Annotated in this window: 23 protein-coding genes and 1 tRNA gene; 6 read left to right on the forward strand and 18 right to left on the reverse strand. The window is 68.4% G+C overall.

The genetic code is table 11. The annotated features are described in order from the left end of the window. Nucleotides 1–85 precede the first annotated feature (85 nt). On the forward strand, nt 86–955 hold the full coding sequence (gene motA, locus HYN04_RS10100) for a flagellar motor stator protein MotA (RefSeq protein ID WP_110450641.1): 870 nt from the start codon (nt 86–88) through the stop codon (nt 953–955). A gap of 5 nt (nt 956–960) precedes the next feature. On the opposite strand, the gene HYN04_RS10105 is transcribed toward motA, so the two are convergent. After that, complete coding sequence (locus HYN04_RS10105; protein ID WP_241962723.1) at nt 961–1,974, reverse strand: 5-(carboxyamino)imidazole ribonucleotide synthase; 1,014 nt, start codon at nt 1,972–1,974, stop codon at nt 961–963. Nucleotides 1,975–2,041: 67 nt separating this feature from the next. Further along, nucleotides 2,042–2,536, reverse strand: coding sequence for a 5-(carboxyamino)imidazole ribonucleotide mutase (purE, locus tag HYN04_RS10110; RefSeq protein WP_110450643.1), 495 nt, complete (start codon nt 2,534–2,536; stop codon nt 2,042–2,044). A gap of 95 nt (nt 2,537–2,631) precedes the next feature. Between purE and HYN04_RS10115 the strand changes: the two genes are divergently transcribed. Then, nucleotides 2,632–3,369, forward strand: a complete 738-nt coding sequence (locus HYN04_RS10115; RefSeq protein ID WP_338418724.1) for a GGDEF domain-containing protein — start codon at nt 2,632–2,634, stop codon at nt 3,367–3,369. A gap of 21 nt (nt 3,370–3,390) precedes the next feature. Here HYN04_RS10115 and HYN04_RS10120 read toward each other — a convergent pair whose 3' ends face one another. Next, nucleotides 3,391–3,609: a YdcH family protein gene (locus tag HYN04_RS10120; RefSeq protein WP_110450644.1), complete on the reverse strand. Its 219-nt coding sequence runs from the start codon at nt 3,607–3,609 to the stop codon at nt 3,391–3,393. A gap of 186 nt (nt 3,610–3,795) precedes the next feature. On the opposite strand from HYN04_RS10120, the gene HYN04_RS10125 reads away from it, so the two are divergent. Further along, nucleotides 3,796–3,978: a YdcH family protein gene (locus HYN04_RS10125; RefSeq protein ID WP_110450645.1), complete on the forward strand. Its 183-nt coding sequence runs from the start codon at nt 3,796–3,798 to the stop codon at nt 3,976–3,978. Nucleotides 3,979–3,989: 11 nt separating this feature from the next. Here the strand turns inward: HYN04_RS10125 and HYN04_RS10130 are convergent, their stop codons facing one another. From HYN04_RS10130 to HYN04_RS10150, 5 genes are all read right to left on the reverse strand, one after another. After that, nucleotides 3,990–4,622, reverse strand: a complete 633-nt coding sequence (locus HYN04_RS10130; protein ID WP_110450646.1) for a DUF1013 domain-containing protein — start codon at nt 4,620–4,622, stop codon at nt 3,990–3,992. An 82-nt stretch (nt 4,623–4,704) separates the two neighbouring features. Next, entirely contained in the window at nt 4,705–5,847 is a 1,143-nt protein-coding gene (gene ribB, locus HYN04_RS10135) for a 3,4-dihydroxy-2-butanone-4-phosphate synthase (protein ID WP_110450647.1), read from the reverse strand. After that, complete coding sequence (locus HYN04_RS10140) at nt 5,844–6,419, reverse strand: NADPH-dependent FMN reductase (protein ID WP_110450648.1); 576 nt, start codon at nt 6,417–6,419, stop codon at nt 5,844–5,846. Before HYN04_RS10140 ends, ribB begins: the two co-directional genes overlap by 4 nt. Next, the gene (locus tag HYN04_RS10145) at nt 6,416–8,137 is read right to left on the reverse strand and encodes a class I adenylate-forming enzyme family protein (protein ID WP_241962606.1); all 1,722 of its coding nucleotides are present in this window, start codon (nt 8,135–8,137) and stop codon (nt 6,416–6,418) included. The genes HYN04_RS10140 and HYN04_RS10145 overlap by 4 nt, the downstream gene beginning before the upstream one ends. A gap of 156 nt (nt 8,138–8,293) precedes the next feature. Beyond that, nucleotides 8,294–9,622 carry an acyl-CoA dehydrogenase family protein gene (locus tag HYN04_RS10150; RefSeq protein WP_110450650.1) on the reverse strand — a complete coding sequence of 443 codons (1,329 nt, stop codon included), beginning with the start codon at nt 9,620–9,622 and terminating at the stop codon, nt 8,294–8,296. A gap of 150 nt (nt 9,623–9,772) precedes the next feature. Between HYN04_RS10150 and HYN04_RS10155 the strand changes: the two genes are divergently transcribed. After that, nucleotides 9,773–10,990, forward strand: coding sequence for a serine hydrolase domain-containing protein (locus tag HYN04_RS10155; protein WP_110450651.1), 1,218 nt, complete (start codon nt 9,773–9,775; stop codon nt 10,988–10,990). 18 nt (nt 10,991–11,008) lie between these two features. Here HYN04_RS10155 and HYN04_RS10160 read toward each other — a convergent pair whose 3' ends face one another. Further along, nucleotides 11,009–12,433: an MATE family efflux transporter gene (locus tag HYN04_RS10160; protein ID WP_110450652.1), complete on the reverse strand. Its 1,425-nt coding sequence runs from the start codon at nt 12,431–12,433 to the stop codon at nt 11,009–11,011. A gap of 294 nt (nt 12,434–12,727) precedes the next feature. Between HYN04_RS10160 and rfbB the strand changes: the two genes are divergently transcribed. Then, nucleotides 12,728–13,798 (forward strand): dTDP-glucose 4,6-dehydratase, encoded by a 1,071-nt coding sequence (gene rfbB / locus HYN04_RS10170; protein ID WP_338418725.1) that lies wholly within the window; start codon nt 12,728–12,730, stop codon nt 13,796–13,798. Here the strand turns inward: rfbB and HYN04_RS10175 are convergent. The 4 genes from HYN04_RS10175 to HYN04_RS10190 all read right to left on the reverse strand — a co-directional run bounded on the left by HYN04_RS10175 (nt 13,784) and on the right by HYN04_RS10190 (nt 18,097). Further along, nucleotides 13,784–14,605, reverse strand: coding sequence for a YciC family protein (locus tag HYN04_RS10175; RefSeq protein WP_110450655.1), 822 nt, complete (start codon nt 14,603–14,605; stop codon nt 13,784–13,786). The genes rfbB and HYN04_RS10175 overlap by 15 nt on opposite strands. Nucleotides 14,606–14,617: 12 nt before the next feature. Next, nucleotides 14,618–15,304: a DUF7847 domain-containing protein gene (locus HYN04_RS10180; protein ID WP_110450656.1), complete on the reverse strand. Its 687-nt coding sequence runs from the start codon at nt 15,302–15,304 to the stop codon at nt 14,618–14,620. 70 nt (nt 15,305–15,374) lie between these two features. Then, nucleotides 15,375–17,069: an asparagine synthase (glutamine-hydrolyzing) gene (gene asnB / locus HYN04_RS10185; protein WP_110450657.1), complete on the reverse strand. Its 1,695-nt coding sequence runs from the start codon at nt 17,067–17,069 to the stop codon at nt 15,375–15,377. Further along, entirely contained in the window at nt 17,069–18,097 is a 1,029-nt protein-coding gene (locus HYN04_RS10190; RefSeq protein WP_110450658.1) for a glycosyltransferase, read from the reverse strand. The genes asnB and HYN04_RS10190 overlap by 1 nt, the downstream gene beginning before the upstream one ends. Nucleotides 18,098–18,194: 97 nt before the next feature. On the opposite strand from HYN04_RS10190, the gene HYN04_RS10195 reads away from it, so the two are divergent. Further along, nucleotides 18,195–18,271 (forward strand) — tRNA-Met (locus tag HYN04_RS10195). Between the two features lie 34 nt (nt 18,272–18,305). Here HYN04_RS10195 and HYN04_RS10200 read toward each other — a convergent pair. The 5 genes from HYN04_RS10200 to HYN04_RS10220 form a co-directional block, all read right to left on the reverse strand. Then, nucleotides 18,306–18,851 (reverse strand): GNAT family N-acetyltransferase, encoded by a 546-nt coding sequence (locus HYN04_RS10200; protein WP_241962607.1) that lies wholly within the window; start codon nt 18,849–18,851, stop codon nt 18,306–18,308. Next, a complete protein-coding gene (locus HYN04_RS10205) occupies nt 18,848–19,942 on the reverse strand; it encodes a lectin-like protein (protein ID WP_110450659.1) in 1,095 nt (364 codons plus the stop codon). The genes HYN04_RS10200 and HYN04_RS10205 overlap by 4 nt, the downstream gene beginning before the upstream one ends. Before the next feature lie 83 nt (nt 19,943–20,025). After that, complete coding sequence (locus HYN04_RS10210; RefSeq protein ID WP_110450660.1) at nt 20,026–20,649, reverse strand: class I SAM-dependent methyltransferase; 624 nt, start codon at nt 20,647–20,649, stop codon at nt 20,026–20,028. A gap of 60 nt (nt 20,650–20,709) precedes the next feature. Next, complete coding sequence (locus HYN04_RS10215; protein WP_199285951.1) at nt 20,710–21,813, reverse strand: response regulator; 1,104 nt, start codon at nt 21,811–21,813, stop codon at nt 20,710–20,712. A gap of 170 nt (nt 21,814–21,983) precedes the next feature. Then, nucleotides 21,984–24,782, reverse strand: coding sequence for a TonB-dependent receptor (locus tag HYN04_RS10220; protein ID WP_110450661.1), 2,799 nt, complete (start codon nt 24,780–24,782; stop codon nt 21,984–21,986). Nucleotides 24,783–24,886: the final 104 nt, after the last annotated feature.

Consider the following 24,886-nt stretch of genomic DNA (forward strand, 5'->3'; position numbering starts at 1 on the left):
CCGCTGCGCCAGCCCGGATCATGCTCACCGGACGTTAAGCATTCCGGGCTAACGCTCAGTCGAACAGTCACCGGGCGCCGAACGCATGTTCCAGATCATTGGCATCGTCCTGCTCTTCGTCTGCGTCTTCGGCGTCTACATCGTCCATGGCGGACGCATGGACGTCGTCATCGCTGCGGCTCCCTTCGAGCTCGCCACGATTTTCGGAGCCGGCATCGCCGCCCTGCTCATCGGTAACTCGCCGACGGTCATCAAGGGCGTGGCTTCGGGCATGGGCAAGATCTTCTCAGGCCCACAGTGGAAGGCCTCGGACTACAAGGACCTCCTGTCCCTCCTGTTCCTGCTGACCAAGACCATGAAGGCCAAGGGCGTCATCGCCCTGGAGAGCCACATCGAGAATCCGCACGACTCAACGCTGTTCGGCCGGTTTCCAAAGATCGTGAAGGACCACTTCGCGGTCGACTTCATCTGCGACACCCTTCGCATGATGACCATGAACCTCGAGGACCCACACCAGGTCGAGGACGCCATGGAAAAGCAACTGGAGAAACACCACCACGAGGCCCTGGCCCCTGCGCACGCGCTTCAGAACATGGCCGACGCCCTGCCCGCCCTGGGGATCGTGGCCGCCGTTCTGGGGGTGATCAAGACGATGGGCTCCATCACCGAGCCGCCGGCCGTCCTCGGCGGCATGATCGGCAGCGCCCTGGTCGGCACCTTCCTCGGGGTGTTCCTGGCCTATGGCCTGGTTGGCCCCTTCGCGACCCGACTGAACGCCGTCGTCGAAGAAGAGTCGTCCTTCTACCGAATCATCCAATCGGTGCTGGTGGCCCACCTGCACGGCAACGCCGCCCAGATCTCCGTCGAGATCGGCCGCGGCAGTGTTCCCAGCATGACCCAGCCAACCTTCTCTGAGTTGGAGGAGGCCCTCCAGGCCATCCCGCCCGAGGCCTGAGGCCCCTAGAGACCCGAGATCCGGTTCACGTGGGCCATCTTGCGGCCGGCCCGCGCCTCCCGCTTGCCATAGACGTGCAGCCGGCAGGCCGGATCCGCCGCCAGGGCGGGTAACTGAAGGACTTCATCGCCCAGCAGGTTGGTCATTTCCACGCGGGCCGTGGCGTGGGTCGGGCCGAGCGGCCAGCCCGCCACCGCCCGGATATGCTGCTCGAACTGGTCGGTGGCGGCGCCGTCCTGGGTCCAGTGACCGCTGTTGTGGACGCGTGGGGCGATCTCGTTGACCCGGAGGCTTCCGTCCTCCAGCTCGAAGAGCTCGATTCCGGCCACACCGACATAATCCAGGCCCACCAGGACCTTGCGGGCGATGTCCTCGGCGCGCTGGGCGGTCTTGGCGTCCACCCCGGCTGGCGCTGTCGATCGTCGCAGTATGCCGTTCTCGTGGACATTCTCGGCCAGGGGGAAGGCGGCGACCATGCCCGCCCAGTTCCGGGCGGCGATGACCGAAAGCTCGCGGCGGAAGGCCGCCGGCGCCTCAACGATGACCGGTCGGCCTCCCAGGTCACGAAAGACAGCCGCCGCCGCCTCGGGAGATGCAGCCCAGGCCTGACCCTTGCCGTCGTAACCCTCGCGCCGCGTCTTGATCAGCACCCTTCCGCCCAGGTCCGCGGCGGCCCGAGCCGCCTCTTCGGCGGTGCCGGCGGCGGCGAAGGCGACGGTCGGTGCGCCGGCGGCGTTCAGGAAGGTCTTTTCATCCACCCGGTCTTGGGCGATCGCCAGGGCGCGCGGGCCAGGCGCCACGGGAACGCCCAGGCCGATCAGGGCCTCCAGGGCCCCGGCGGGCACGTTCTCGAACTCGACCGTGACCACCCCACAAAGCTCCGCCAGGGTTGCCAGGGCGGTGGGGTCGGAATAGTGCGCCGCGATATGGCGGGCGCTCACCCGGGCGGCCGGGCAGTCCGGCTCCGGGTCCAGGATCACCACGTCCAGGCCAAGGCGCCCGGCGGCCAGGGCCAGCATCCGCCCCAACTGGCCTCCGCCAAGAATGCCGATGGTCGATCCGGGAGGAAGGGGCTTCACGGCGCCCTCAGTCGTCCGAGACAGTAGTGGCCACGGAGGCGGTCTGGGCCTGACGCCAGGCGGCCAGTCGCCGGGCCAGGGCCTCGTCTGACAGAGACAGGATCTGGGCCGCCAGTTGTCCGGCGTTGCGGGCGCCGGCCTCGCCAATCGCCAGGGTGGCCACCGGCACGCCGGCAGGCATCTGGACGATGGAGAGAAGGCTATCCATGCCCTTGAGGGCCTTGGACTCCACAGGCACGCCCAGCACCGGCAGGTCGGTCAGCGACGCCGTCATCCCGGGAAGGTGGGCGGCCCCGCCGGCGCCGGCGATGATCACCTTGACCCCGGCGGCGCGGGCGCCCTGGGCGAACTCGACCATGCGAAGTGGGGTCCGGTGGGCCGAAACCACCTGGGCCGTCCAGGCCACGCCAAGGGCGTCCAGCATGTCGGCGGCGCCCTTCAGGGTCGGCCAGTCGGATCGGCTGCCCATGATGATGGCGACGGGTGCGGCGGCGGCGCTCATGACATGGGCCCTCTGGCGGCGAGGCGCGGGAGCATAGGCGCCGGCCCCCGCGGGTCAACACGCCGTCAGCATAATGCTATGGTTAACAGTGATTCGTGGGGGTCGTTCCTATGGTGCTGAAGATCACCGGGGCGAGAAACCAGCCGTTTTCGGACATCCGCAAACGCGCCCTGGTCCAGGCTGGCGCCAAGGTCGTCGGGCGGGGCCCCACGAGACCCGACGAGACCGCCTTCCTGGGCCTGTCAGAAGCTGACCTCACCCCCGCCGTACAGGGGGCTATCCGCACCCTGCTCACGGAAATCGACGACCTGAGGCAGGAAGTGGCGCGGCTCAAGGCCCGGCTCACCCAGGCCGAGGTCTTGGCGGACCAGGACGCCCTGACTCCGGCCCTGAACCGGCGGGCGCTCATGCGCGAGCTCGACCGGATCCGGACCTTCAGCCATCGTTACGGCTCGCCCGCGGCCCTGGTCTACATCGACCTCGACGATTTCAAGGGCGTCAATGACCGCTTTGGTCATGCCGCCGGAGACGCCGCCCTCCGGGCCGTGGCCGAACGCCTGAGATCACAGGTCGCCGGCTCGGACATTGTCGCCCGGATGGGCGGGGACGAGTTCGCTGTCGTCTTCACCCAGGCCAGCATGGCCGCCGCTGAGGCGAGGGCCTGGAGCCTGGCGCGCGCCCTGGAATCCAGCCCCATCCGCTTCGGGGAATGGTCAGCGCCCCTGCATGTCTCCTACGGCGTGGCGGAGATCACGCCGGACGTCGAGAGCGAGGAGATCGTGGCCCGGGCGGATGCAGCCATGTACGCCCGCCGGCGCGAGCGCCGGACCTGACGCACGGGCGGCCTTCGACCTTCAGGCGATGATGTCGGGGGTCAGCTGGTCCTTCAGCCGCTCGATCTCGTCCTTCAGGGCGAGTTTCTTCCGCTTGAGGCGACCGATCACCATCATGTCCGGGACCGGGGACAGGCCGATGGCCTGGATGGCGACCTCGAGGTCGTTATGATCCAGCTGAAGCTCAGACAGGCGACGACGGATCGCGGCTTCTTCGCCCGTGAGGCCCTCTCCGCTCATGGCGCTTCCCCCGGGGTGGCGACGCGGGGAAGAAGGCCCGCCCGGAAAAGAGGCTGTACCGGACGGGAGATGCTCATGTTCCGATCCCGGGGCTGCAAGGGGCCTGGAAAGCAACCTTATGTGATCTGACAACCGCCGTCAGCGGGTGTTCACTGTCTCCAGTCGCATGGAAGGAGACCCTGAGTCATGTCCATAGACGCCCGCATCCGCGAACTTGACCGCCGGCACCGGTCGCTGGAGTCAGACCTCCGGGAGGCAATGGCCCACCCCAGTTCCGAAGACGCCGCGATCCGGCAGATCAAACGGCGAAAACTCCGCATCAAGGAAGAGATCGAGGCGCTCAGGTCGCGGGTCCGCTCCGCAGCCTGAGCCTCCGGGTCTCAGTCCTCGTCATCCGTCTGGGGCCAGGGCTCCTGGGTCGTCTCGGCGGCCGGTTCGAGAGTCGGCCCCTCGGGCTCGACGATGCCCTTGCGGGCGTTGTCGCGGGCGCGCTTCTCGGCGGCCTTGCGGACAATGTCGTCCAGCTCGATCTGGGTCGAGAGACCGAGGCTCACCGGGTCGACCGGCTTGATGTTGGCCGAGTTCCAGTGGGTGCGGTTGCGCACCTGGTCGATCGTGGCCTTGGTGGTGCCGAGCAGGCGGGCGATCTGGGCGTCGGCGACCTCCGGGTGGTTCCGGACGAACCAGGCGATGGCGTCAGGGCGGTCCTGGCGGCGCGACACCGGCGTGTAGCGCGGCGCCTTCTTGGCAGGCTTGAGGTGCTCGGCATGCCGGCTCTTCAGCGCCGTCATCCGACGCTTCGCATCCTGCTGGGCCGCATCGATCTCCTCGCGGGAAAGCTGGCCATTGGCAATCGGGTCGGCGCCGCGGATATCGCGCGCAACCTCGCCATCGGCGATGCCCTTCACCTCAAGGGGGTGAAGACCGCAGAAATCGGCGATCTGCTCGAAGGTCAGGGAGGTGTTGTCGACCAGCCAGACAGCGGTCGCCTTCGGCATCAGAATGTCGGCCATGGCGGTCTCCTGAAATGACGGCGCCCGACCTTTCGGCCGGGCGCTGCGTAAAGCGGGGGTCTTATACTCCGGAATCCCCGGTTCAGTCGAGGGGGCGGCGCTCGACGATCCGTAGGCCATAGCCGGCTGAGCCGGGCAGAACGGTGGCGGAGTTGGTCAGGAGGACCATGTCCCTTACCCCGAGGTCGATCAGGATCTGGGCCCCGACCCCATAGTCCCGCAGGACGTTGGCGCCATGATCCACCGCAGGGTCGGCGCCATAGCGCTCGGAAAGCCACGACGGGTTGGAGTCGCTGATGAAGACCGCGACGCCCGCGCCATCGGCTGCACCGAGGGTCTCCAGGGCCTTGCTCACGAAACCCGAACGCACCCCACCGGCCCCGATCACGTCGGCGGCGAGGTCGAGGCGGTGCATGCGCACCAGGGTCGGACGGTCGGCCTCAATGCGCCCGCGGGTCAGGACCATGTGCTCGGTCCGGTCCAGGATGTTGCGGTAGATGACCATCCTGAAGCGACCCCCGAAGGCGCTTTCCACCGGGGTCTCAAGCACCCGCTCCACCTGGCGTTCGGTCCGCCGGCGGTAAGCGATGAGGTCGGCGATGGTGCCGATCTTCAGGCCATGGGTCTGGGCGAAGACGATCAGGTCAGGCAGCCGGGCCATGGACCCGTCGTCCTTCATGATCTCGCAGATGACACCCGCCGGGTTCAGGCCTGCAAGACGCGAGATATCCACGGCGGCCTCGGTGTGGCCGGCGCGGACCAGGACGCCGCCGTCCCGGGCGACCAGGGGGAAGACGTGGCCGGGCGAAACGATGTCGTCCGCGCCCTTGGTCGGGTCCACCGCCACGGCGATGGTGTGCGCCCGGTCATGGGCCGAGATGCCGGTAGTCACGCCTTCGCGGGCCTCGATGGAGACGGTGAAGGCGGTGCCGTGCCCCGACTGGTTGTCCGCCGACATGGGCGGAAGGCGCAGCTGGCGCGACCGCTCGCCGGTGATCGACAGGCAGATCAGGCCGCGAGCGTGCTTGGCCATGAAGTTGATCTGCTCGGGCGTGGCGAACTGGGCCGGGATAATGACATCGCCCTCGTTCTCGCGGTCCTCGGCGTCCACCAGGATGTAGGGACGGCCGTTGCGGGCGTCCTCGATGATGTCCTCGATGGGGCTGATGGCGGACTCGCCCGGGGCGGAGGCCGGCGGGTCGGTGACGAGATAGGGACGCTTCATGACGTGAACCTCATCCTTGCAAACTGGACGACCTGGCTGGCGACGGTGTCGAGCTGCCAGGCGTCGTGGGCCTCCCGCGGACGTCCGTCCTCGCCGAAGGAGGCGCTGTTGACGGTCATGGCGGCCCCGTAGGGGGTCGGCCAGCCGCGAAGGGCGTGAATGATCGAGCGTACGGCGGTCAGGGTCGTTCCCGAAGCCTGCGGGCCGGCGGCGGTCACGATCACCCCGACGGCGCGCCCCGAGAAATAGGGACGGGAATCCTCCCGGAGAAGCTCCAGGGTGTCGAGGGCGTTCTTCACCACCCCCGAGAGCGAGCCATGATAGCCGGGCGTGGCCAGGATCAGGCCGTCAGCGCCCCGCACGATGTCCGCCAGTTCCGCCTGGCGTTCCGACGGGCCGCCGGGACGCGGGTCATAGATGGGGAGCTCGGCCAGGAAGGCGCCGCCCACCAGCCGGGTCCGGGCGCCCAGCCCTTCCGCCGCCGAAAGGGCCGCCGACAGGGCAAGCTCAGTGCTCGAGCCCGCCCGCGTGGTGCCGCCCAGTCCGACGATCAGGGGCGCAGCGGCGGTCATTCCCGGGCCTCGAACACGGTCTTGAGCTCGGTCTTGAGAATCTTGCCGTTGGCGTTGCGCGGCAGGGGCTCGGGCCAGAACCGCACCTCCACCGGAACCTTGAAGGCGGCGAGGCGCTCGCGCACCCACTGCCTCAGCTCGGCCTCGCCGGCGGTTCCGCCGGGCTTCAGGTGGACCACGGCGGCGGGCTCCTCTCCAAGGGTCTTGTGGGGAACCCCGACCAGGGCGGCGTCCATCACGTCCGGATGGTCGAAAAGGACGTTCTCGACCTCGACGCAGTAGATGTTCTCGCCGCCGCGGATCAGCATGTCCTTGGCCCGGTCGACGATGAACATGAAGCCCTCCTCGTCCAGGCGGGCGAGGTCGCCGGTGCGGAGCCAGCCGTCGCGGAAGGTCTCGGCCGTCGCCTCGGGCTTGTTCCAGTAAAGCTTCACCACCTGCGGGCCCTTGACCCACAGCTCGCCCACCTGCCCGACCGGCAAGAGGGTGATCCCGTCGCCAGGATCGCGGATCTGCATCTCGCCCACCGGCGCGGCGGGACCGGCGCTGTCCGGCCGGGCCTCGTAGTCCTTGCCGGTGTGGCTGGTGAAGGTGGCCGTGGTCTCGGTCATGCCCCAGCCATTGCCCGGCGCAGAGCCGGGGAACACCTCGACGATGCGCCGCACCAGCTCCGGCGCCGAAGGCGCGCCGCCATAGGAGACCGAGACCAGGGAGGACAGGTCGTACTTCGCCCGGGCCGGGTGCTCGATCAGCTGCCAGGCGATGGTGGGCACGCCGCCGGTGGCGTCGATCCGCTCGCGCTCGATGATCTGCATGGCCTGCTCGGCCTCCCAGCGGCGCATGAGCACGATCTTGCCGCCGGCGTTCATGGTGGGGCCGAGGGTGGCCGACAGGCCCGTGGCGTGGAACAGGGGCACGACCAGCAGCGAGCTGCGCTGGGGCAGCTTGTGCGGGTCGCTTTCCGGCAGGGGCTGGCCGGCACGCAGGAAGTTCCGGACGGCGGCGATCCCGCTGGTCATGACGTTGGTGGTCATGTTGCGATGGGTGCCCAGGGCGCCCTTGGGCCGGCCCGTGGTGCCGGAGGTGTAGAGGATGGTCGCATCATCCTCCGGATCGATCGCCACGTCGGGAAGGGGCGCGTCGGGAAGGTCCATCCAGCTGTTGACCGGACCGATCGCTTGCTCCAGCCGGGCGGCCCGCGGGCCGGGGTCAGCGCCAGCGGGCAGGCGGGCGACATAGATCTTCTCGAGGTCCGGAAGCTCGTCCAGGTGAGGCGCGATCCGCTCCAGGCGCTCATCGTCCACCAGGGCCACCTTGGTCCCGGAGTCCGCCAGTCCGTACTGCAGCTCCGGCCCGGTCCACCAGCCGTTAAGGGGCGTCACGATCGCCCCGGCCAGGATCCCGGCGAAAAAGGCGACGGGCCACTCCGGCAGGTTGCGCATGATGACGGCGACCCGATCGCCCTTGCGCACGCCGTCGGCCTGCAGCTGGCGGGCCAGGGCGATGGTGGCGCGGGCGAAGGCCTCATAGGTCGCGCGGTCGTCCTCGTAGACGAGGAACTCGCGGGCGCCGAAGGTGCGGCCATTGAGGAAGATGTCCCGCAGGGTGGGCGGGGCGTTCTTCCACACCCGCTGGGCGACGCCACGGATCACCTTCTCCTCCATCTCGAACCGCTGGCCCGGCGCCGTCAGGCGCGCGTGCGCCTCGGCGATCGACATGACGGGCCATTCGGGAGTGGAGTCAGACGGCATAAGGGGTCTCGGCGGGAACTGGACGACGGCCGGGACCCTGAGGGCCTAACGCGACGGCGATCAAGTCAAAAAGGAAAAGGGGCGCCCCGAAGGACGCCCCCTGGAAACCGCATCAACGCCGGCTCAGGCCGAGGCGGCGTCCCGAGCCCGGCGGGCGTACTCTTCCTTCATCTCCGAAAGCTCCTTGGAGAACTTCTCCTGGGCTTCCTCGCGCAGGCGGGGGATGTGGTACTTGGGGAAGAGGTCGTTGTCGGGCCGGTAGTCCTTGAGCACCTGCTTGGCCAGGGTGACCTTGTGCACCTCGGTCGGGCCGTCGGCGATGCCCATCACCAGCGAGCTGGTGACCATATGCATGAAGGGCATCTCGTTCGAGACACCCAGGGCGCCGTGCAGGTGGGCGGCCTTTGTGGCGATGTCGTTGTAGACCTTGGGCATGGCCACCTTGATGGCGGCGATGTCCTTACGGACCATATTGTAGTCCTTGTGCTTGTCGATCAGCCAAGCCGTCCTCAGCACCAGGAGGCGGAAGCTCTCCAGGGCGATCCAGGAGTCGGCGATCTGCTCCTGGACCATCTGCAGGTCGGCCAGGCGGCCGTCGCGCGTGGTGCGGGAGACGGCCCGCTGGCACATCAGGTCCAGGGCGTGCTTGCAGGCGCCGACCGTCCGCATGGCGTGGTGCACCCGGCCGCCGCCCAGGCGCACCTGGGCGATCACGAAGGCCGCGCCGCGCTCGCCCAGCAGGGCGTCGTAGGGAACCCGGACGTCCTTGTACTCGACATAGCCCTCGTTCCCGCCGCCGATCTCGCCGCCGGCGCCGACGGCGACGTTGCGGATGATGCGGACCCCGGGGGTATCGGTGGGCACCAGGAAGATGGAGGTGCGCCGGTAGGGGTCCTTCGCGTCAGGGTCGGTGATGGCGTAGACCACCAGCACCTTGGCCCAGCGGGCGTTGGTCGAGTACCACTTCTCGCCGTTGATCACCCACTCGTCGCCGTCCAGCACGGCGCGGGTGCGGAAGGTCAGGGGGTCAGAACCGCCGGTGGGTTCCGACATGGAGAAGGCCGAGCGGATCTCGCCGTTCAGGAGGGGCCAGAGGTACTGCTCCTTCTGCTTGTCCGTGCCGTAGTGGGCGATGATCTCGGCGTTGCCGGTGTCCGGCGCCTGACAGCCGAAGATGGTGGGAGCCAGGCCGTTGCGGCCGAGCTTTTCGTTCATCAGGCCCAGCTTCAGCTGGCCATAGCCCTGGCCGCCAAGCTCGGGGCCGAGGTGGCAGGCCCACAGGCCCTGGGCCTTCACCTTGTCCTGCAGGGGCTTGATGAACTTCTCGCGGCCCAGGGGGCCGTGGGCGGCCATGCCAAGGTGGCTGAGGGGTTCGACCTCCTCGCGCATGAAGTCCTCGATCCAGTCGAGTTTCTTCTGGAATTCAGGATCGGTTTCGAAGTCCCAGGCCATGTCTTTCCTCCCGGCCGCCCGCAGGCGGCGTGGTGTTTTTCCGACTATCTGACGGCCTGAGAATTTGCGCAACGGCGGGCTTTCCCGGAAGGCGCAGGCGGGGCAAGGTCGGGGAGAGGCGCCCTGAGGGCCCAGTGGAGGAAACCGGACATGAGCACACCTGAATCCCACGGATTCTCCAGCACACGGCTGGCGCGCCTCGACCGGTTTCTGAAGGAAAAGTACCTCGATACGGGCCGGTTACCCTGCGCCCAGGTCCAGGTCCTGAGGGGCGACGACCTCGTGCACGAGAGCGTCCAGGGCCTGTCGGACCGCGAGCGGGGTCGCGCCTCCACCCGGGACGATGTCTACCGCATCTATTCCATGACCAAGCCGATCACGAGCCTGGCCTTCATGATGCTGGTCGAGGAGGGCGCGGTGGCCCTGGACGACCCGGTCGCGCGCTTCATTCCCGAGTGGAAGGACCTGGCGGTCTTCTCCGCCGGGACCGGTCCCTACCTGACGACCCCGCCGTCGCAGCCCATGCAGATGGTGGACCTCCTGCGGCATACCTCCGGCCTGACCTATGGCTTCCAGACCCGGACCAATGTCGACGCCGCCTACCGTAAGCTGAAGATCGCCGACTCCCATGGCGACCTCGACACCCAGGGCTTCGTCGACGCCCTGGCCCGCTTGCCCCTCGAGTTCTCGCCGGGAGAAGCCTGGAACTATTCCGTCTCCACCGACGTGCTGGGGGTCCTGGTCGAGCGGATTTCAGGGCGTCCCTTCCAGGACTTCCTGGCCGACCGGATCTTCGCACCCCTCGGCATGACAGAGACCGGGTTCAGCGTCCGCCCCGACCAGGCGGACCGCTTTGCGGCCTGCTACGCCCCGACCCCGCAGGGCGGCCTGACCCTCCAGGACGATCCGGCCACCAGCGCCTATCACCGCACGCCGAGCTTCCATTCAGGGGGCGGCGGCCTGGTCTCGACGGCGGACGACTACATGAAGTTCTGCCGGATGCTGGTGAACCGCGGCGAGCTGGGCGGCCATCGCCTGGTCGCGCCGGCCACCCTGCGCCTCATGGCCTCCAACCACCTGCCGGGCGGCCAGGACCTGACCATGCTGTCGCGCTCGCTCTTCTCGGAGGCGACCAACGCCGGCGTGGGCTTCGGCCTGGGCTTCGCCGTCACCTTCGACCCGGTCCGGGCCATGCTGACCTCCAGCCCTGGCGAGTACTACTGGGGGGGGGCGGCCTCGACGGCCTTCTGGATCGATCCGGTCAAGGATATCGCCGTGGTCTTCCTGACCCAGTTGATGGGCTCGTCGACCTACCCGATCCGGCGCGAGCTGCGGACCCTGGTCTACTCGGCCCTGATGGAGCCCTGATGGAAGCTCAAGCCGGGGTCAGGGGGTGTCCACCCGGGGCGGGGCCGCGGCGAGGTTGGGTTCAGGCTCCCCACTCCTGGGGGCGAAGGCGGCCAGAAGGCTCGACTTGCGCCAGTTGCCCCAGCGGTACCAGGCCAGGGCCAGCAGGCAGGAGGCGATCGACCCGATTGGGAAGCTGATCCAGACGGCGTCGGCGCCCAGCCAGGGCTGGAGCAGGGTCGCCACCGGGATGCGGATGCCCCACATGGCGATGATCATCGAGATCAGCGGCGGCCAGACCGAGCCGGTGGCCCGCACGATGCCCGAGAGGATGAAACTCATGCCGAAAGGGATGAATCCCCAGAGGACGAAATAGTTGATGTGCTGGGCGATGGGGATGGAGGGGCTGCCCTCCGGCAGGAAGAGCCGGGGCGCCAGGGGCCCGGCCGCATAGATCAGGAGGATCGGCAGGGCGCTGAGCAGGGCGGCGTAGCCAATGCCGGTCTTGGCCACCTGGTCCACGCGGTCCATCCGCCCGGCCCCGACGTTCTGGGCCGCCATGGACGAGACCGCCATGCCGAGGGCCATGGCCGGCATCTGGACATAGGCCCACATTTGCATGGCCACGCCGTAGGCCGCCGCCGTGGTCGAGCCATAGCTGTTGACGAAGCTGGTCATCGTCAGGGCGGCGAAGGACATGATGAACATCTGCAGGCCCATGGGCAGGCCCTTGAAGACCAGGCTGCGGATGATGCTGGGATCGGGAATCAGGTTCCGAAGTTCACCCGGCCGGGGGATCAGGATCGAGTCCTTCCGGTGCAGCCAGAAGATGATCGCCGCAAGGGTCAGCCCCTGGCAGATCAGGGTGGCGGAGGCGGACCCGGCGATGCCCATCCGGGGAAACGGCCCGAACCCGGTGATCAGCATCGGATTGAGCACGACCTCCATCGAGATGGCCAGGAGGGCGAAATAGAAGGGTGTCCGAGAGTCCCCCGTCCCTCTCTGCGCCATCTGCACGAAGGAGAAGAAGTACATGATGGGGATCGCCATGAAGATGACCCGCAGATAGGTCGTGGCGTCCGCCCGGGCGTCGCCCGGGGTGCCCATGGCGGCCAGTATTCCCGGCGTGGCCAGGAAGCCTGTAAGGCCGACCAGCAGGGAGATGGCCAGGAAGAAGATGATGCAGGTGCCCACCACGCGCTTGGCGAGCTCGCGGTTCCCAGATCCGATCGCCTGCCCGATCAGCAGGTTGGCGGACATGGAGACCCCGAACATGGCCCCCATCATCAGGAAGAAGACCTGGTTGGCGTTGGTGGTGGCGGTCAGGGCGGCTGGCCCCAGGACATGGCTGACCCAGAAGGCGTTTGAGGTGCCGCTGAGGGACTGGAGGATGTTGGTGCCCAGCACCGGCAGGGCGAAGGTGACGAGGGTGGGGCCGATGGGGCCCGTCGTCAGGTCCGGCATGCCGGGCCGCCGGCCCGGTCCGAACCCACCGGGTCCGCCGGGGCCTCCCGGGCCGCGGGGCGGGCCGCCGCCGAAGCCCCCTGAGGGGCCCTCGCGTCTGACGACCGAAGCCTCCATGCCCTGGCTCTTCCCTGGTCTGCGGGCCTGTCTCCCCCGGGGAAGCCGGCTCGCGGGGGCGTCCCGCGGCGGGGCGGCCCTTCTTGCGACTCCACTCTAGGCCCCGACGCAGGGCGCCTCAACCCGCCCGGCGGATTCCCTTGCGTCCCGAACGTCGCTAGGAACGGGTGAAGGTTCTTGAAGGCAGGTCCCCAGATGAAGCTCATCGTCACCGGCGGCGCAGGATTCATCGGGTCGGCCGTGGTCCGCAGGGCCGTCGGCGAAGGACGGCAGGTGGTCAACCTGGACGCCCTCACCTATTCCGCCAGCCTCGACAACGTCGCCTCCGTGGCGCGGTCTCCCGGCTATGTCTTCGAGCACGCCGACATCTGCGACGCCGCCGCGGTGGCCGCCATCTTCGAGCGCCACCAGCCGGACGCCCTCATGCACCTGGCGGCCGAGAGCCATAACGACCGGGCCATCGACGGCCCCATCGACTTCGTGCGCACCAATGTCCTGGGGACCGCCGTCCTGCTGGAGGCCGCGCGACTCTACTGGTCCGCCCTGCCCCCGGGCCGGCGCGAGGCCTTCCGTTTCCACCATGTCTCGACGGACGAGGTCTTCGGCGCCCTGGGCGAGGACGGCGCCTTCAGCGAGGCCACGCCCTACGACCCCAACTCGCCCTACTCCGCCTCCAAGGCCGGCGCCGACCATCTGGTGCGGGCCTGGGGCCGGACCTACGGCCTGCCGGTGGTGATCACCAACTGCGCCAACAACTACGGCCCCTTCCAGTTCCCGGAGAAGCTGATCCCGACGGTGGTGGTGCGGGCCCTGGAGGGCAAGACCATCCCCGTCTACGGCGATGGCCGGCAGGTCCGCGACTGGCTGCACGTGGACGACCACGCCGAGGCCCTGCTCACCGTTCTGGACCGCGGCCGGCTGGGCGAGACCTACTGCATCGGCGGCGACTCCACCCGCCGCAACATCGAGGTCGTACGCATGCTCTGCGAGGCCCTGGACCGCCATGCCCCGGCCAACACCCCGCACGCCGACAAGATCACCTTCGTCACCGACCGGCCGGGCCACGACTTCCGCTACGCCATCGACGCCTCGAAGATCCGCGACGAGCTGGGCTGGGCCCCGCGCACGCCGGTCCCCCAGGGCCTGGACGAGACCGTGCGCTGGTACGTCGAGAACCAGGCCTGGTGGCAGGCCATCCGCGACCGCGGCTTCGCCTCCGAACGCCAGGGCCTGTCAGGCGGCGGGTGAGGCCTCCGGAGCCGGAGCCGGGGCCACGGCCGGGCCGTCCTTCAGGGCGCGGAGCGACCGATAGATCGTCACCGCCAGGACGACGGTGAAGATCGAGCTCGCGAATGAGACCGCAAGATTAAGTAGGAAGAAGACGCCGGTGAGCGGCGAAAGGGCGATGTCCGGGTCGCTATCCAGGGGAAGGCTCGTCAGGAGGGACGCCGGGAAGAAGAGAAGCCCCGAGAGGATGAAGAGCCCGAGGAGTCGCCAGCGGTTGCCCCGGGTCAGGTCCCGGCTGCGCCGGAGCGCGTCGCCGAGGTCCTTCCCCTCGAAGATCATGGCCATCGGCGCCATGCAGAAGGCGAGGGCGATCATGATCCCGGGAACGATGAACAGGATCATGCCCAGAAGGGTGAAGATGCCGACGACCAGGGTCAGCAGGAAGAAGCTGACAAGGCTGGGCTTCGGGTCGCGCAGGACGTCCATCAGCCTCGGGTTCCGCCCCTCAGCGGAGGCGTCCGCCAGCTTGTACTGGGCGACGGCGAACCGCAGGACGATGGCGATGAACACCCCGATGAAGCCAAGGATCAGGGGCGCCATGGCGAGCCCGAACGGCAGCGATTCCGGATCAAGCCCAAGGCCCCTCTGCAGGGCAAGTCCCAGTCCGGCGAGCGGTATGGCCATGGCGACCAGCCCGGCGACGGTGACGCCGATGAGAAGCAGCATCAGGAGCGCCAGCGGGCCCAGAGCCTTGAGGAAGGCCCTGCAGGTCTTTTCGAAGGTCGCGATGACGGGAAGCTTGCTGGGCGCAAACGAAATGTCGGTCATACGGGGACTCCTTCAGACCAGCGGCGCCGGGGCCGAGGCCTCATTAAGACGGCGCAGTTCGAGGAAGGTGTGGGTCACGACAATCGTCCCGAAGACCCCCAGGAGGCCCCCCGCCGCCGCAGACACGACCGGGGCCACAAGGGCCCCGATCCCGGCGGTCGGGATCTCGCCCAGCAGGCCGGCTGCGGTGTAGAAGAGGAGGAGGATCAGCACGAGCCCGAGCAGCCGCCAGCGGTTCCCGCGGGTGAGCTCCCGGCTGCGCTTCAGGGCCTCCATCGGAGGCCGGTCCTCCAGGATGCAGGCGACGGTCGAGACCGTAAGCATGACGGCGAGGAACACCCCGGGGACAACCAGAACGATCAAGCCGAGAGTAACGAAAATCCACACCAGTAGGGATGTCAGAAACACAGGTAGGAACTTCGGCAGGGCCGCCTGTACGGCCGGCACGAACTCCGTACCGGCGTCGGCGCCCAGCGGCCCCGTCGTCGCCCGCACCGTCAGGATGTCCGTAACCGCACCGACCGCGAGAGTCAGCAGGATCCCGATCAGCAGCAGGGGGCCGTTCGCCACCAGGCCGGGAAGGCCAAACATCAGGCCCGCGAAGACGAAGAACAGGAGCTTGGACTGAAAGGTTGCAAAGGCCTGGCTGAAGATAGCCCCGACATTCAGCTTTCCCGGCGCCATGGTGATGTCGGTCATTGTGTCCTCCCCAGGGCCCTTCAACGGGCCGGGGTCAGTAACGCACAGTCCGGGCGCCCCGTCGAGGGCGCTACAGGCGTCCTGTACACCCCTCCAGGGCGGCGGCGGGCTCGGCCCCTTCCAGGTGGATCAGCGACCAGACGGCGAGGAAAAGCAGGGGCCAGGCCCCCTTGCCGCCCGGCGCGAAGGCGGCGGCGACCGCCTCGGGGGTTCGCAGGCGCCGGATGGTCTCCACCTGGGCTACGCGGGGGGCGATGTCGGCGGCGCGGGGCGCGATCCAGGCCTCGACAGGAACCGTGAAGCCCTGCTTCCGCGCCCAGGGGGCCGCCGCTGGGCAGGTCCGCGCCAGCCAGGCCCTGAGCAGGTACTTGCCGAACCGGCCGCGCACCTTGAAGCGATCCGGCAGGGTGAAGGCGAAGTCAGCGACCTCTGGGTCGAGGAACGGGGTGCGCCCCTCCAGGCCGTTCGCCATCAGGCAGCGGTCGAGCTTGATGAGGAGGTCGTTGGGTAGCCAGGTGGCCACGTCCGACCACTGGGCCGACTGCAGGGTCGACAGGCCACGGGGCGGGCGTCCAGCCTCCCGCCAGCGGGCAAGGACCTCAGGACGGTCGGGGCGGGGGTCGGCGGGGCGACCGCCCAACAGGGCGGGCCGGAGGGCGCGGCGATAGCGGCCATAGCCCCCGAAGAGTTCATCGCCCCCCTCCCCCGTCAGCACCACGCGCAGAGAGTCCCGGGCCGCCTCGGCCAGGCGATAGGTGGGCAGGGCGGCGTAGTCGGCGGTGGGATCATCGAGCGCCAGGGCGACCCGCGGCAGGAGACGCCAGAACTCGCTCTCATCGAAGCGCACCTCGCGCCAGTCGAGGTTGAGGGCGCGCGCCACGCGCTCGGCCTGGCCCCGTTCGTCCGCCGCGCCCTCGGCGTCGAAGCCGCAGGTGAAGGCTGTCACGGGACGGTCGGACAGCCGCGCCATCAGGGCGGCGATGGCGGCGCTGTCGATGCCGCCGGACAGGAAGAGGCCGTAGGGAACGTCGGACCTCTGGTGGACGCGGACGCTCTCCTCCAGGACCGCGTCCAGCCGGTCGACCAGGGCGGCCTCATCGGCCTCCCGCCGCGGCGCCCGGGCCGGAAGGCTGGGGCGGCCCGGGTGGGGCACAAGGCCGGCGGGCGTCACCTCGAGGATCTCGCCAGGGGCCATGCGCCGCAGGGACGGGAAGATGGTCGCCTTCCCCGTGGTGTAGGACAGGCCCAGGAGGTCCTCGGCGGCGGAGGCGTCCATGACCGGGTCGATCAGGCCCGCCGCCAGGAAGGCGCGGGGTTCGGAGGCGAAGATGACGGCCCCGTCCCGCTCCAGCAGGTAGAGGGGCTTGATGCCGAAGGGGTCACGGACCAGCCAGGTGCGCCCGTCCCCGCCCACCAGGCAGAAGGCGTACATGCCGCGCAGCCGGCGAAAGGCGTCCGGACCCTCGCGGGCGTAGAGGTGCAGAAGGGGCTCGAAGTCGGAGCCGGTGGCCAGGATGGGGCCGAGACCGTGATCCTCCGCCAGTTCCAGGTAGTTGTAGATTTCGCCATTGCCCACCACCACCGAGCCGGCGGCGTGCAGGGGCTGCCAGCCGCCCTCCAGGTCGATGATCGACAGGCGGGCGTGGGCCAGGTTCGCGCCCGGCAGGCTCTCGGTCCGGATGCCGTCAGGCCCACGGTGCGCCAGGGCGGCGATCAGGTCCGTGGCGAGGCGCTCGCCATTCAGTACGCCGGCGATGCCGCACATCAGCCCGCCCCGTATTCGCTGAAGAGATCGCCCCACCGGGCGACGACGGCGGCCTGGGAGAATTCCCCGGCGACCCGTGCAAGGCCCGCCTGGGCCAGCCCGGCGCGGGCGGCCGGATCATCCAGCAGGGCGCGGGCGGCCCCGGCCAGGGCGGCGGGATCGTCCACCGGGACCAGCCGGCCGTCCTCCCCGTCGCGGATCAGGGCCGCCGGGCCGGTGGAGGCCGCCGCCACCACGGGCAGGCCGTGGGCCCAGGCCTGGATCACCACATTGCCGAGGGGCTCGTAGCGGGAGGGAAAGACGCACAGGTCCGCGGTGCGGTAAAGGGCCGAGGCGTCGGTGCGCCAGCCCAGGAAGCGCACCCGGGAAGCCAGGCCCAGGCTCTCGGACAGGGCCTTCAGCCGCCCCTCCTCGGGGCCGGCGCCGGCGATCCAGAGGAAGGCGTCGGGCAGGCGCACCAGGGCCTCGAGCGCCACGTCGTGGGCCTTGGCCTCATGCAGCCGACCCATGGCCAGCAGGAGGGGCGCATCGGCAGGGGTGTCGAGGCCGGCCCGGTCGACGGGCCGGGCGTCCTCGGCGGGTGCGGCGAAGTTGGGGATGCAGCGGACCCGCCCGGCTGGCCAGCCCTGGGCGACGATCCAGTCGGCGATGTCCTCGGTGTTGGCCACCAGGGCGTCGAAGCCGCGATAGTACTTGAGGTTGTAATAGCCCCCCAGGCGACCCACCCGGGCCCAGGGCCCTTTCGGCGTGTGGCGGGCGGCCCGGTTCATCCAGGCCAGGGCGAGGCGGGTTCCCGAACCACGGGCGAACCGGCCCGCAAGGGGGGTGGTGAGCAGGTCGAGGGGGCCGCCGAACCTCAGAACCCGGGTCGGGACCCCAGCCGCCGTGAGCGCCGCCTGCCGGTGCGCATTGCCGCGGATCGCCGCCGACTGCGCCAGCCCGGTTCCGGACAGGGCCGTCACCAGGTCGACGAAATAGGTCTCAGCGCCGCCTTCGCCGGCCGTTCCCAGGAGATGCAGGACGCTCATCGCAGGACGGAACCTAGCAAGCCCTGCCCCGCTTCCCAAGCGGCTTGAAGCGCGCCGCGCCAGACCCTATAAACCGCCCCTCGCCGAAAGGCCCGGCGGCTGGGTAGCTCAGATGGTTAGAGCGGTGGATTCATAACCCACAGGTCGGCGGTTCGATCCCGCCCCCAGCTACCAATCCGGTACACTTCATCGCCATCATGATCCGGGGTCATTTCGCCGGGACGGATCCGCGGGCTTCGCGGCGCATGAAGACCCTTCGGCTTTCATCGAGACCCCGGGCCTCATGGTCGCTCTGGATGGCTTCCAGTTCGGCCGACAGGACGTCGATGACCTTGAACCCGATCCGCTCGTACCAGGGCGCATTCCAGGGAATGTCCCGGAAGGTCGAGAGAATGACGGCTGACAGGCCCGCCTCATGCGCCAGGGCCTCGGCCCGGTCCAGCAGGGCTGCGCCGAGGCGTCGCCCGGCGAACGCCGGCAGGACGTCAAGCTGCTCGACGTAAAGAGCCACGTTGAGGGCGCGGAACCGAATGGCGGCGACGGGATGCTGTCCGTCAAGAGTGGCGACCCACAGGCCGCCTGCTTCCAGCCGTGTGGCGAGCAGGGCCTCCGGAGCCGGTGGGTCCTCGGCGACCCAGGCTTCTCGCGTCCCCCGGAACCGCTGGGCCGCCTCGCGTTCAATCTCGCGAATGGCTGGAAGTTCGAACCGCCAGGCTGGCCGGACCAGACATTGCGCGGGCTCCGGAGGGCTCAAAGGATCCAGCCGCTTCCCAGGCTTGCGAGGGAGACGCCGACCAGGATGACCTGGTCGCCATTGCCCATGTCGACGATGACGTCCGCGCCTACCTGGCTGACCGAGTAGGACGGCCCGCCCTCCAGCTTCAGCCGGTCGCCCTCGGCGTAGGAGAAGTCGGTGATCCGGTCGATCCCGGCGCCCGCGAAGGAATAGAACAGGTCCGCGCCGGCTCCGCCGCTGATCGTGTCGTTGCCCCTGTCACCCCAGAGCCAGTCGTCACCCGCTCCGGACACGACGGAGTCATCGCCCTGACCCCCGCGGACCCAGTCGTTCCCGGCCCCGCCGTCGACCGTGTCATTGCCCATGTTGCCGTAGACGATGTCGAAGGCCGCATCGCCGAAGATCAGGTCGTTGTCCTTGCCGCCGACGACCCAGTCCTCGCCGTCGTTCCCGCGAAGGGTGTCGGCGCCCATGTTGCCGTTAATGTCGTCGAAACCCGAGCCGCCAAAGACGGAGTCATCGCCGGCGTCGCCGCGAAGGTAGTTGGAGCCCTGGGCCAGGCTGATGATGTCGTTGCCCTCCAGGCCATACACCGTGGCGTTGCCGGTCTGGGAGATGCTGTCCGCGCCAGTCGTGCCGCGGATGTGGTCCCACTCCACCACGAAGTAGAGGCTGTTGGCGGGGTTGATGTCATTCCACTTGAAGGCTGTTCCGATGCCGCCGGACGGCTGGGGCCAGGACTGCAGGCCAAAGGCCATGGCGTCCTGCACGCCGCCATAGTTGTCCGGCTCCACCCCCAGGGCGCCGGCGCCCCAGTTCGAGTATCCGGAGGTCACCAGGGTCCCGTCGCCCCAGCGCCATGTCCCCTCGACGTCGGCGTCCGAGCCCCCCAGCCAGAGGTAGCGGGCGCCGCCTCCGTCAGCCGCCGACGGCGCCAGGTCGAGGCCGGTCGTCAGCTGGGTCATGGACACCAGGGCCTGGTTCTCAGCGGCGCTGGTAATGTAGGCGAGGTGCCCGCCCTGGCTCTCGGCCCAGGCCTTGGCCGCCGCCCAGGTCATGGCGGTCTTGACGATCTGATAGGTGTGTCCGGCGTAGTAGTACGTCCCCACGGTGCGGGCTCCTCAAGCGTTGTGTCGGACCGACAAGAAGCGGCTCGGGTAAACGCCGGACCAAGACACAGGGCTAAACGGCGTTAACCTTTCACCGCCTCGCCCAGGACGTTCCAGCCGGCGAACCTCGGGACATTGGGCAGGAAGTCGCACTCGGCGCCTGAGGTTGGGAATCCGGCCCCCTCCAAGAGGGGAAGGATGGGTCGGGTCAGGCGGCAGCCGCCGGCCAGGCGCTTCCAGACCGGCTCTATCCGCCTCTGCCACCGGGCGACGCCTGGCTCAGGCGCCAGGCCGTGCTCGCAATAGAACAGGCGGCCTCCGGGCTTGAGCACCCGCATGGCTTCGGCAAGGGCCCGGTCCGGCGCATGCACCGAACAGAGGGTGAAGGTGCAGACAACGCTGTCGAAGCTGGAAGACTCAAAGGGCAGGTCCTCGGCCACGCCCGGCAGGATCTCCACCGCAAGACCCTCGGGCCGGGGCGCCGCCTCGGCCAGGTCGCGGAGCTCGGCCGCCGGATCCACGCCGCTGACGGAAATGACTTTGGCCGGATCGTAGAAGGCGAGGTTGAGGCCCATGCCCACGCCCAGTTCAAGCACCCGGCCGGAGGCGCGCGGCACCAGGCGCGAACGCTGTCGCATCATCTGCGGCCCTGAACAGGCGCAGGAGAGGAACTTCGGAAGAATCTTGCGTTCGTACCAGCTCGCCATTCCCAGCCTCCCTCGCCTCAAGGGGGCAGCATGGCCCGCCCCGTCGGCGCTGCAAAGGGGTCAGGCTGCGGCGACGGCGCCGTCGGCGCCGAGGGCAAGGGTATCCCGCACGACCTGGAGCAGTTGGTCGGGCTTCATCGGCTTCTCGACCACGCCGTTCATCCCGGCGCCCAGATAGGCCGCCGTCTCCTCGGAGTCGGCGTTGGCGGTCAGGGCGATGATCGGTGTGCGGCCCACCGGCTCAGGCATGGCCCGGATCCGCCGGGTGGCGGCGACGCCGTCCATCCGCGGCATGCGGATGTCCATGAGGATCAGGTCGAAGCGCCCGGAGGCGGCGGCGGTCACGGCCTCCTCGCCATCCTCGGCCGGCTCCGTCGTGCAGCCGAACATGCTGCACAGGGTCTCGGCGACCATGCGGTTGGTGGCGTTGTCGTCGACCACAAGGATGTGGGCGGCGCGGTCCGTGCCCGCGACCTCGGCGGGCCGCTCAGGCGGCTTCTCGGCCCGGAAGGCGAAGCTGAGGGTTTCGCCCTGGCCGGGATTGTGGAGGGTCCGCGCCCGGCCGCCCAGGCGACGGAGAATGTGGCGGCCCAGCATGAAGCCCATGGCGGCCTCCAGGCCGAACATGGCTTCGATCTCGCGCACATCGACCTCGAAGTCCGCGCGGGGGCCTCCGGACGCTGAGCGCACCCGGCCCTCCAGGATGACGTCCTCGCCGGATTCCCGCACGCGGAGCATGGCTTCCACCGCCCCGCGCTGGACGCCTGAGAGGGCATGGGCGAGGAAGCCGTCGAACACCTGCAGGGTCCGGTCGGCGTCAATCATGGCCGCGCCTTCGGGGGGGCCGTCATACGATACGAGGAGGGTGATGCCGGAGCCGGCCAGTCGGCTGCGCCAGCGGTCGTCCAGCCGGTCGACGAGGTCGCGCAGGGCCACGGGGCCAGGCGTGAGCGCGAGAGTGTCGGACATGGCGGCGCGAATGTCCGAAGAGGCCGCCGTGATCCGCCGGACGGACTCCGCCGCCGCCGCCACGCCCTCGACGCAGGCCCGCGCATCCGCGGGCGGCAAGGGGCCGGCCAGGCGAGTGGTGAGCGCCAGAATGCAATCCATCTGCTGACGGATCTCCTGGGTCACGCGGTCGAAGAGATAGTCCGGGGCCGACATGTCGTTCGGTGAGCCTTCTGCCTCGGGCAAAAGCCGTAAGGGGGCAGTCTTTCCCTAAAGTTAAGACTGAAACAATCCGGCCGCGAACTCCCGGAAAAGCGAAAGGGGCCCGCGGTCGCCCGCGAGCCCCTGAACACGGGCCCGGCCGGATCACCCGGCCGGATCTGCGCTTACCAGGTCTTGGAGACGCCGACGCCGAAGGTCCGCGGCTCGGTGTAGAAGGCGTTCCGGTACAGACCCGACGAGTCATCCGTCAGGTAGGTGTCGGTGATCACCTCTTCATCCGTCGCGTTCTTCACGAAGGCCTCGACAGACCAGCCATTGTCGGCGTTAGCCACCGAGAGCGTCAGGTTGACGTTGCTCCAGGCCTGGATCTCGTCCGGACCGGAATTGTAGATCCGGGCGAAGCTCTCAGTCTGGTGGTAATAGTCGGCGCGGGCGACGGCGGCCCAGCCGTTATCCATTTCCATCGTGTACTGGGCGCCCAGCGACACCGTGAAGTGCGGCGCGTTCGGCAGTTCCTTGCCCTTCAGGTTCACGTTGACACCGTCCGAAGCCGGCCCGAACGCGCCCGAGCAGGCCCCGAGAAGGTTGAAGGGGTTGTTGGTGGCGTTGGAGACCGACAGGGCGGTGCCCGCCGTCGCCTTGGAAACCACGCAGTTGGAAGCATTACTGGCCTTGACGACCATCAGGTTGGGATCGCCCTGGGTACGGTCAAAGACGTCGATCGAGGTCCCGCCGGTGATCTCGCTTTCCAGCCAACCGATGCTGGCGTTGAAGCGCAGGGGCTGGATCGGGTTCCAGATGGACTCCAGCTCGATGCCCTTCACCTTGGCGTCGATGTTCTCGTTGATCGAGGTCCGGTTCACGATCTTCGACACCTGGTAGCCGGTGTAGTCGTACATGAAGACGGTACCGTTCAGCTGGAGGGTGCCGTCCAGCAGGGTGTTCTTCGCGCCGATCTCGTAGGCGTTGATGAACTCAGGCTCGAAGGTCGCGTTCAGGCCCGTGCAGTTCTGCGAGCAGGCCGGGTTCAGGCCGCCTGCCTTGTAGCCGCGCGAGTAGAAGGCATAGATCAGGGACTGGTTGGTGAAGGACAGTTCCGGCTTCCAGTCGAAGCCAAAGCGGCCCGTCATTTCCTCGAAGTCCACGGCCAGGACCGGGGGGGTTCCGGCGGGCGGCCCGATGAGGCCAGAGGCAGGGATACCCTGCGCAGAATTCCCGGGAACGCCAAGCGTCACAGCGTAGTTCTTCTGTTCCTTCTCGTCCTTCGTCCAGCGCAGACCCAGGGTCCACTTGAAGTTCTCGGCCATCTCCCAGTAGACCTCACCAAAGACGGCGGTCGAAGTGAGAGAATAGGGCGCAAAGCTGTCGAAGTAGTTGTGGCCAGAGCGGTTCGGCTCCTTGTTCGGATCAATACCGACACAGCCATTCCCGGTGGTGCAGTTGGCATTTCCCGTATTCAGGAAATTGTTCACCTGATACCAGGCCGTGCCAGTATTGAACATCACGTAGTAGTCACCCTCGGCCGTGAAGTCGAGGTAGAGGGCGCCGACGTTGAAGTTCAAGGGACCGTCGAAGGACGACTGGAGCCGGATTTCCTGGTTGAACTGCTTGTTGGACGAAGCCGAGATATCGCTCGTCGTAAAGCGGTTGGCTGGCCCGTTCTGCGGATCGTTCACAACGCCGTTCGGGAACAGGGCCGGATAGATCACGTTCGGGTAGGCCGGGCCAACCGCGGCAAGGGCGTTCACCGGGTTCGGCGCGGTGTTGAAGTTCACCGACGGCGTGTAGCGGTTGTAGTCCTGGCGGGTGTAGAGCCGGGTGCGGGCCTGGTTGGTCAGCGAGGTCAGCAGCAGGTTGTCGGTGACGTCCCACTCCAGGTGGAGCTGAACGATGTCGGTGTCCGCGCGGTAGATCGGGTCAAAGGTCGACTCGATGTCGCGGACGTCCTTGATCTGCATCTTGCCGGCGTAGGCGTCTCCCGTCTGGAAGCCGCCAAGGGCGCCAAAGAGGCCGCCCAGGGTCGCCTGGGAGTTCACCGTGCCGAGACCGTCCGCGGCGTAGAGCGAGGTGGCGCGGCAGCCCTGGCTGAAGAGGCCGCGCTGGACCTGGGCGATGGCGGGCACTGCGGAGAAGGCCACGCCGTTGACGTTGGCCGGTCCCACGTCCTTCGAGCAGAACTGCTTGCCGATCCGCGAACGGGAGTCATCTTCGTGGAACTTGTCGTAGACGACGATGGCCTTGAAGGTGTCGGTCGGCTCGAACTTCACGCTGGCGCGGTAGCCGTACATGTCGCGGGAGTCGGCGTCATTGCCGGTGATGATGTTCTCGCCGTAACCGTCGCGCTTCAGGTAGGCGCCCGCGAGACGCACCGCAAAAGCGTCGCTCAGGGGCACGTTGACCATGCCGCGAAGCTTGATCGAGTTGTAGTTGCCGTACTCGCCCCGGGCCATGCCCTCGAGCTTGTCGGACGGCTTGTTGGAGATCAGGTTGACCACGCCGCCGGTGGCGTTCCGGCCGTACAGCGTGCCCTGCGGGCCGCGCAGGACCTCGACGCGCTCGACGTCGTAGAACTCGGTCTCGAACAGGTTGTTGGAGATCAGCGGGGCGTTGTTCAGGTGGATGCCGGTGCCGGCGTCGCCCGAACCGGCCACCAGCTTGGAGCCAATGCCGCGGATCTGGAAGTTGTAGCCGGTGAAGTTCCCCTTGGAGAAGTTCACGTTCGGGATCGCGAGCACCAGGTTCGGACCGCCGTCGATCCGAGACTTCTGGAGGGCGTCCTGCGAGAAGGCGGACACGGCGATCGGCACGTCCTGGATGGACTCGGCCTTCTTCTGGGCGGTGACGACCAGTTCCTCGATGGTGGCGACGTCCTCGGCGGCGAAGGCCGAGGAGGCGACGCCCGCCATGGCGAGGGCGGAAGCGCCGGCAACGAGCAGCGCCTTCATCTGATGGGTCTTACGCATGCAACTCCTCCTGACGGGGCGGCCTTTGTAGGTTCGCCGCCTCCGGTTTCAGCGCCCGCCCGGGGGCGGGGGTTCGCCAGCGGGACGCCGGCTATGGTGCGGAT

This window comes from Phenylobacterium parvum, from assembly GCF_003150835.1.
Classification (GTDB): Bacteria; Pseudomonadota; Alphaproteobacteria; order Caulobacterales; family Caulobacteraceae; genus Phenylobacterium; species Phenylobacterium parvum.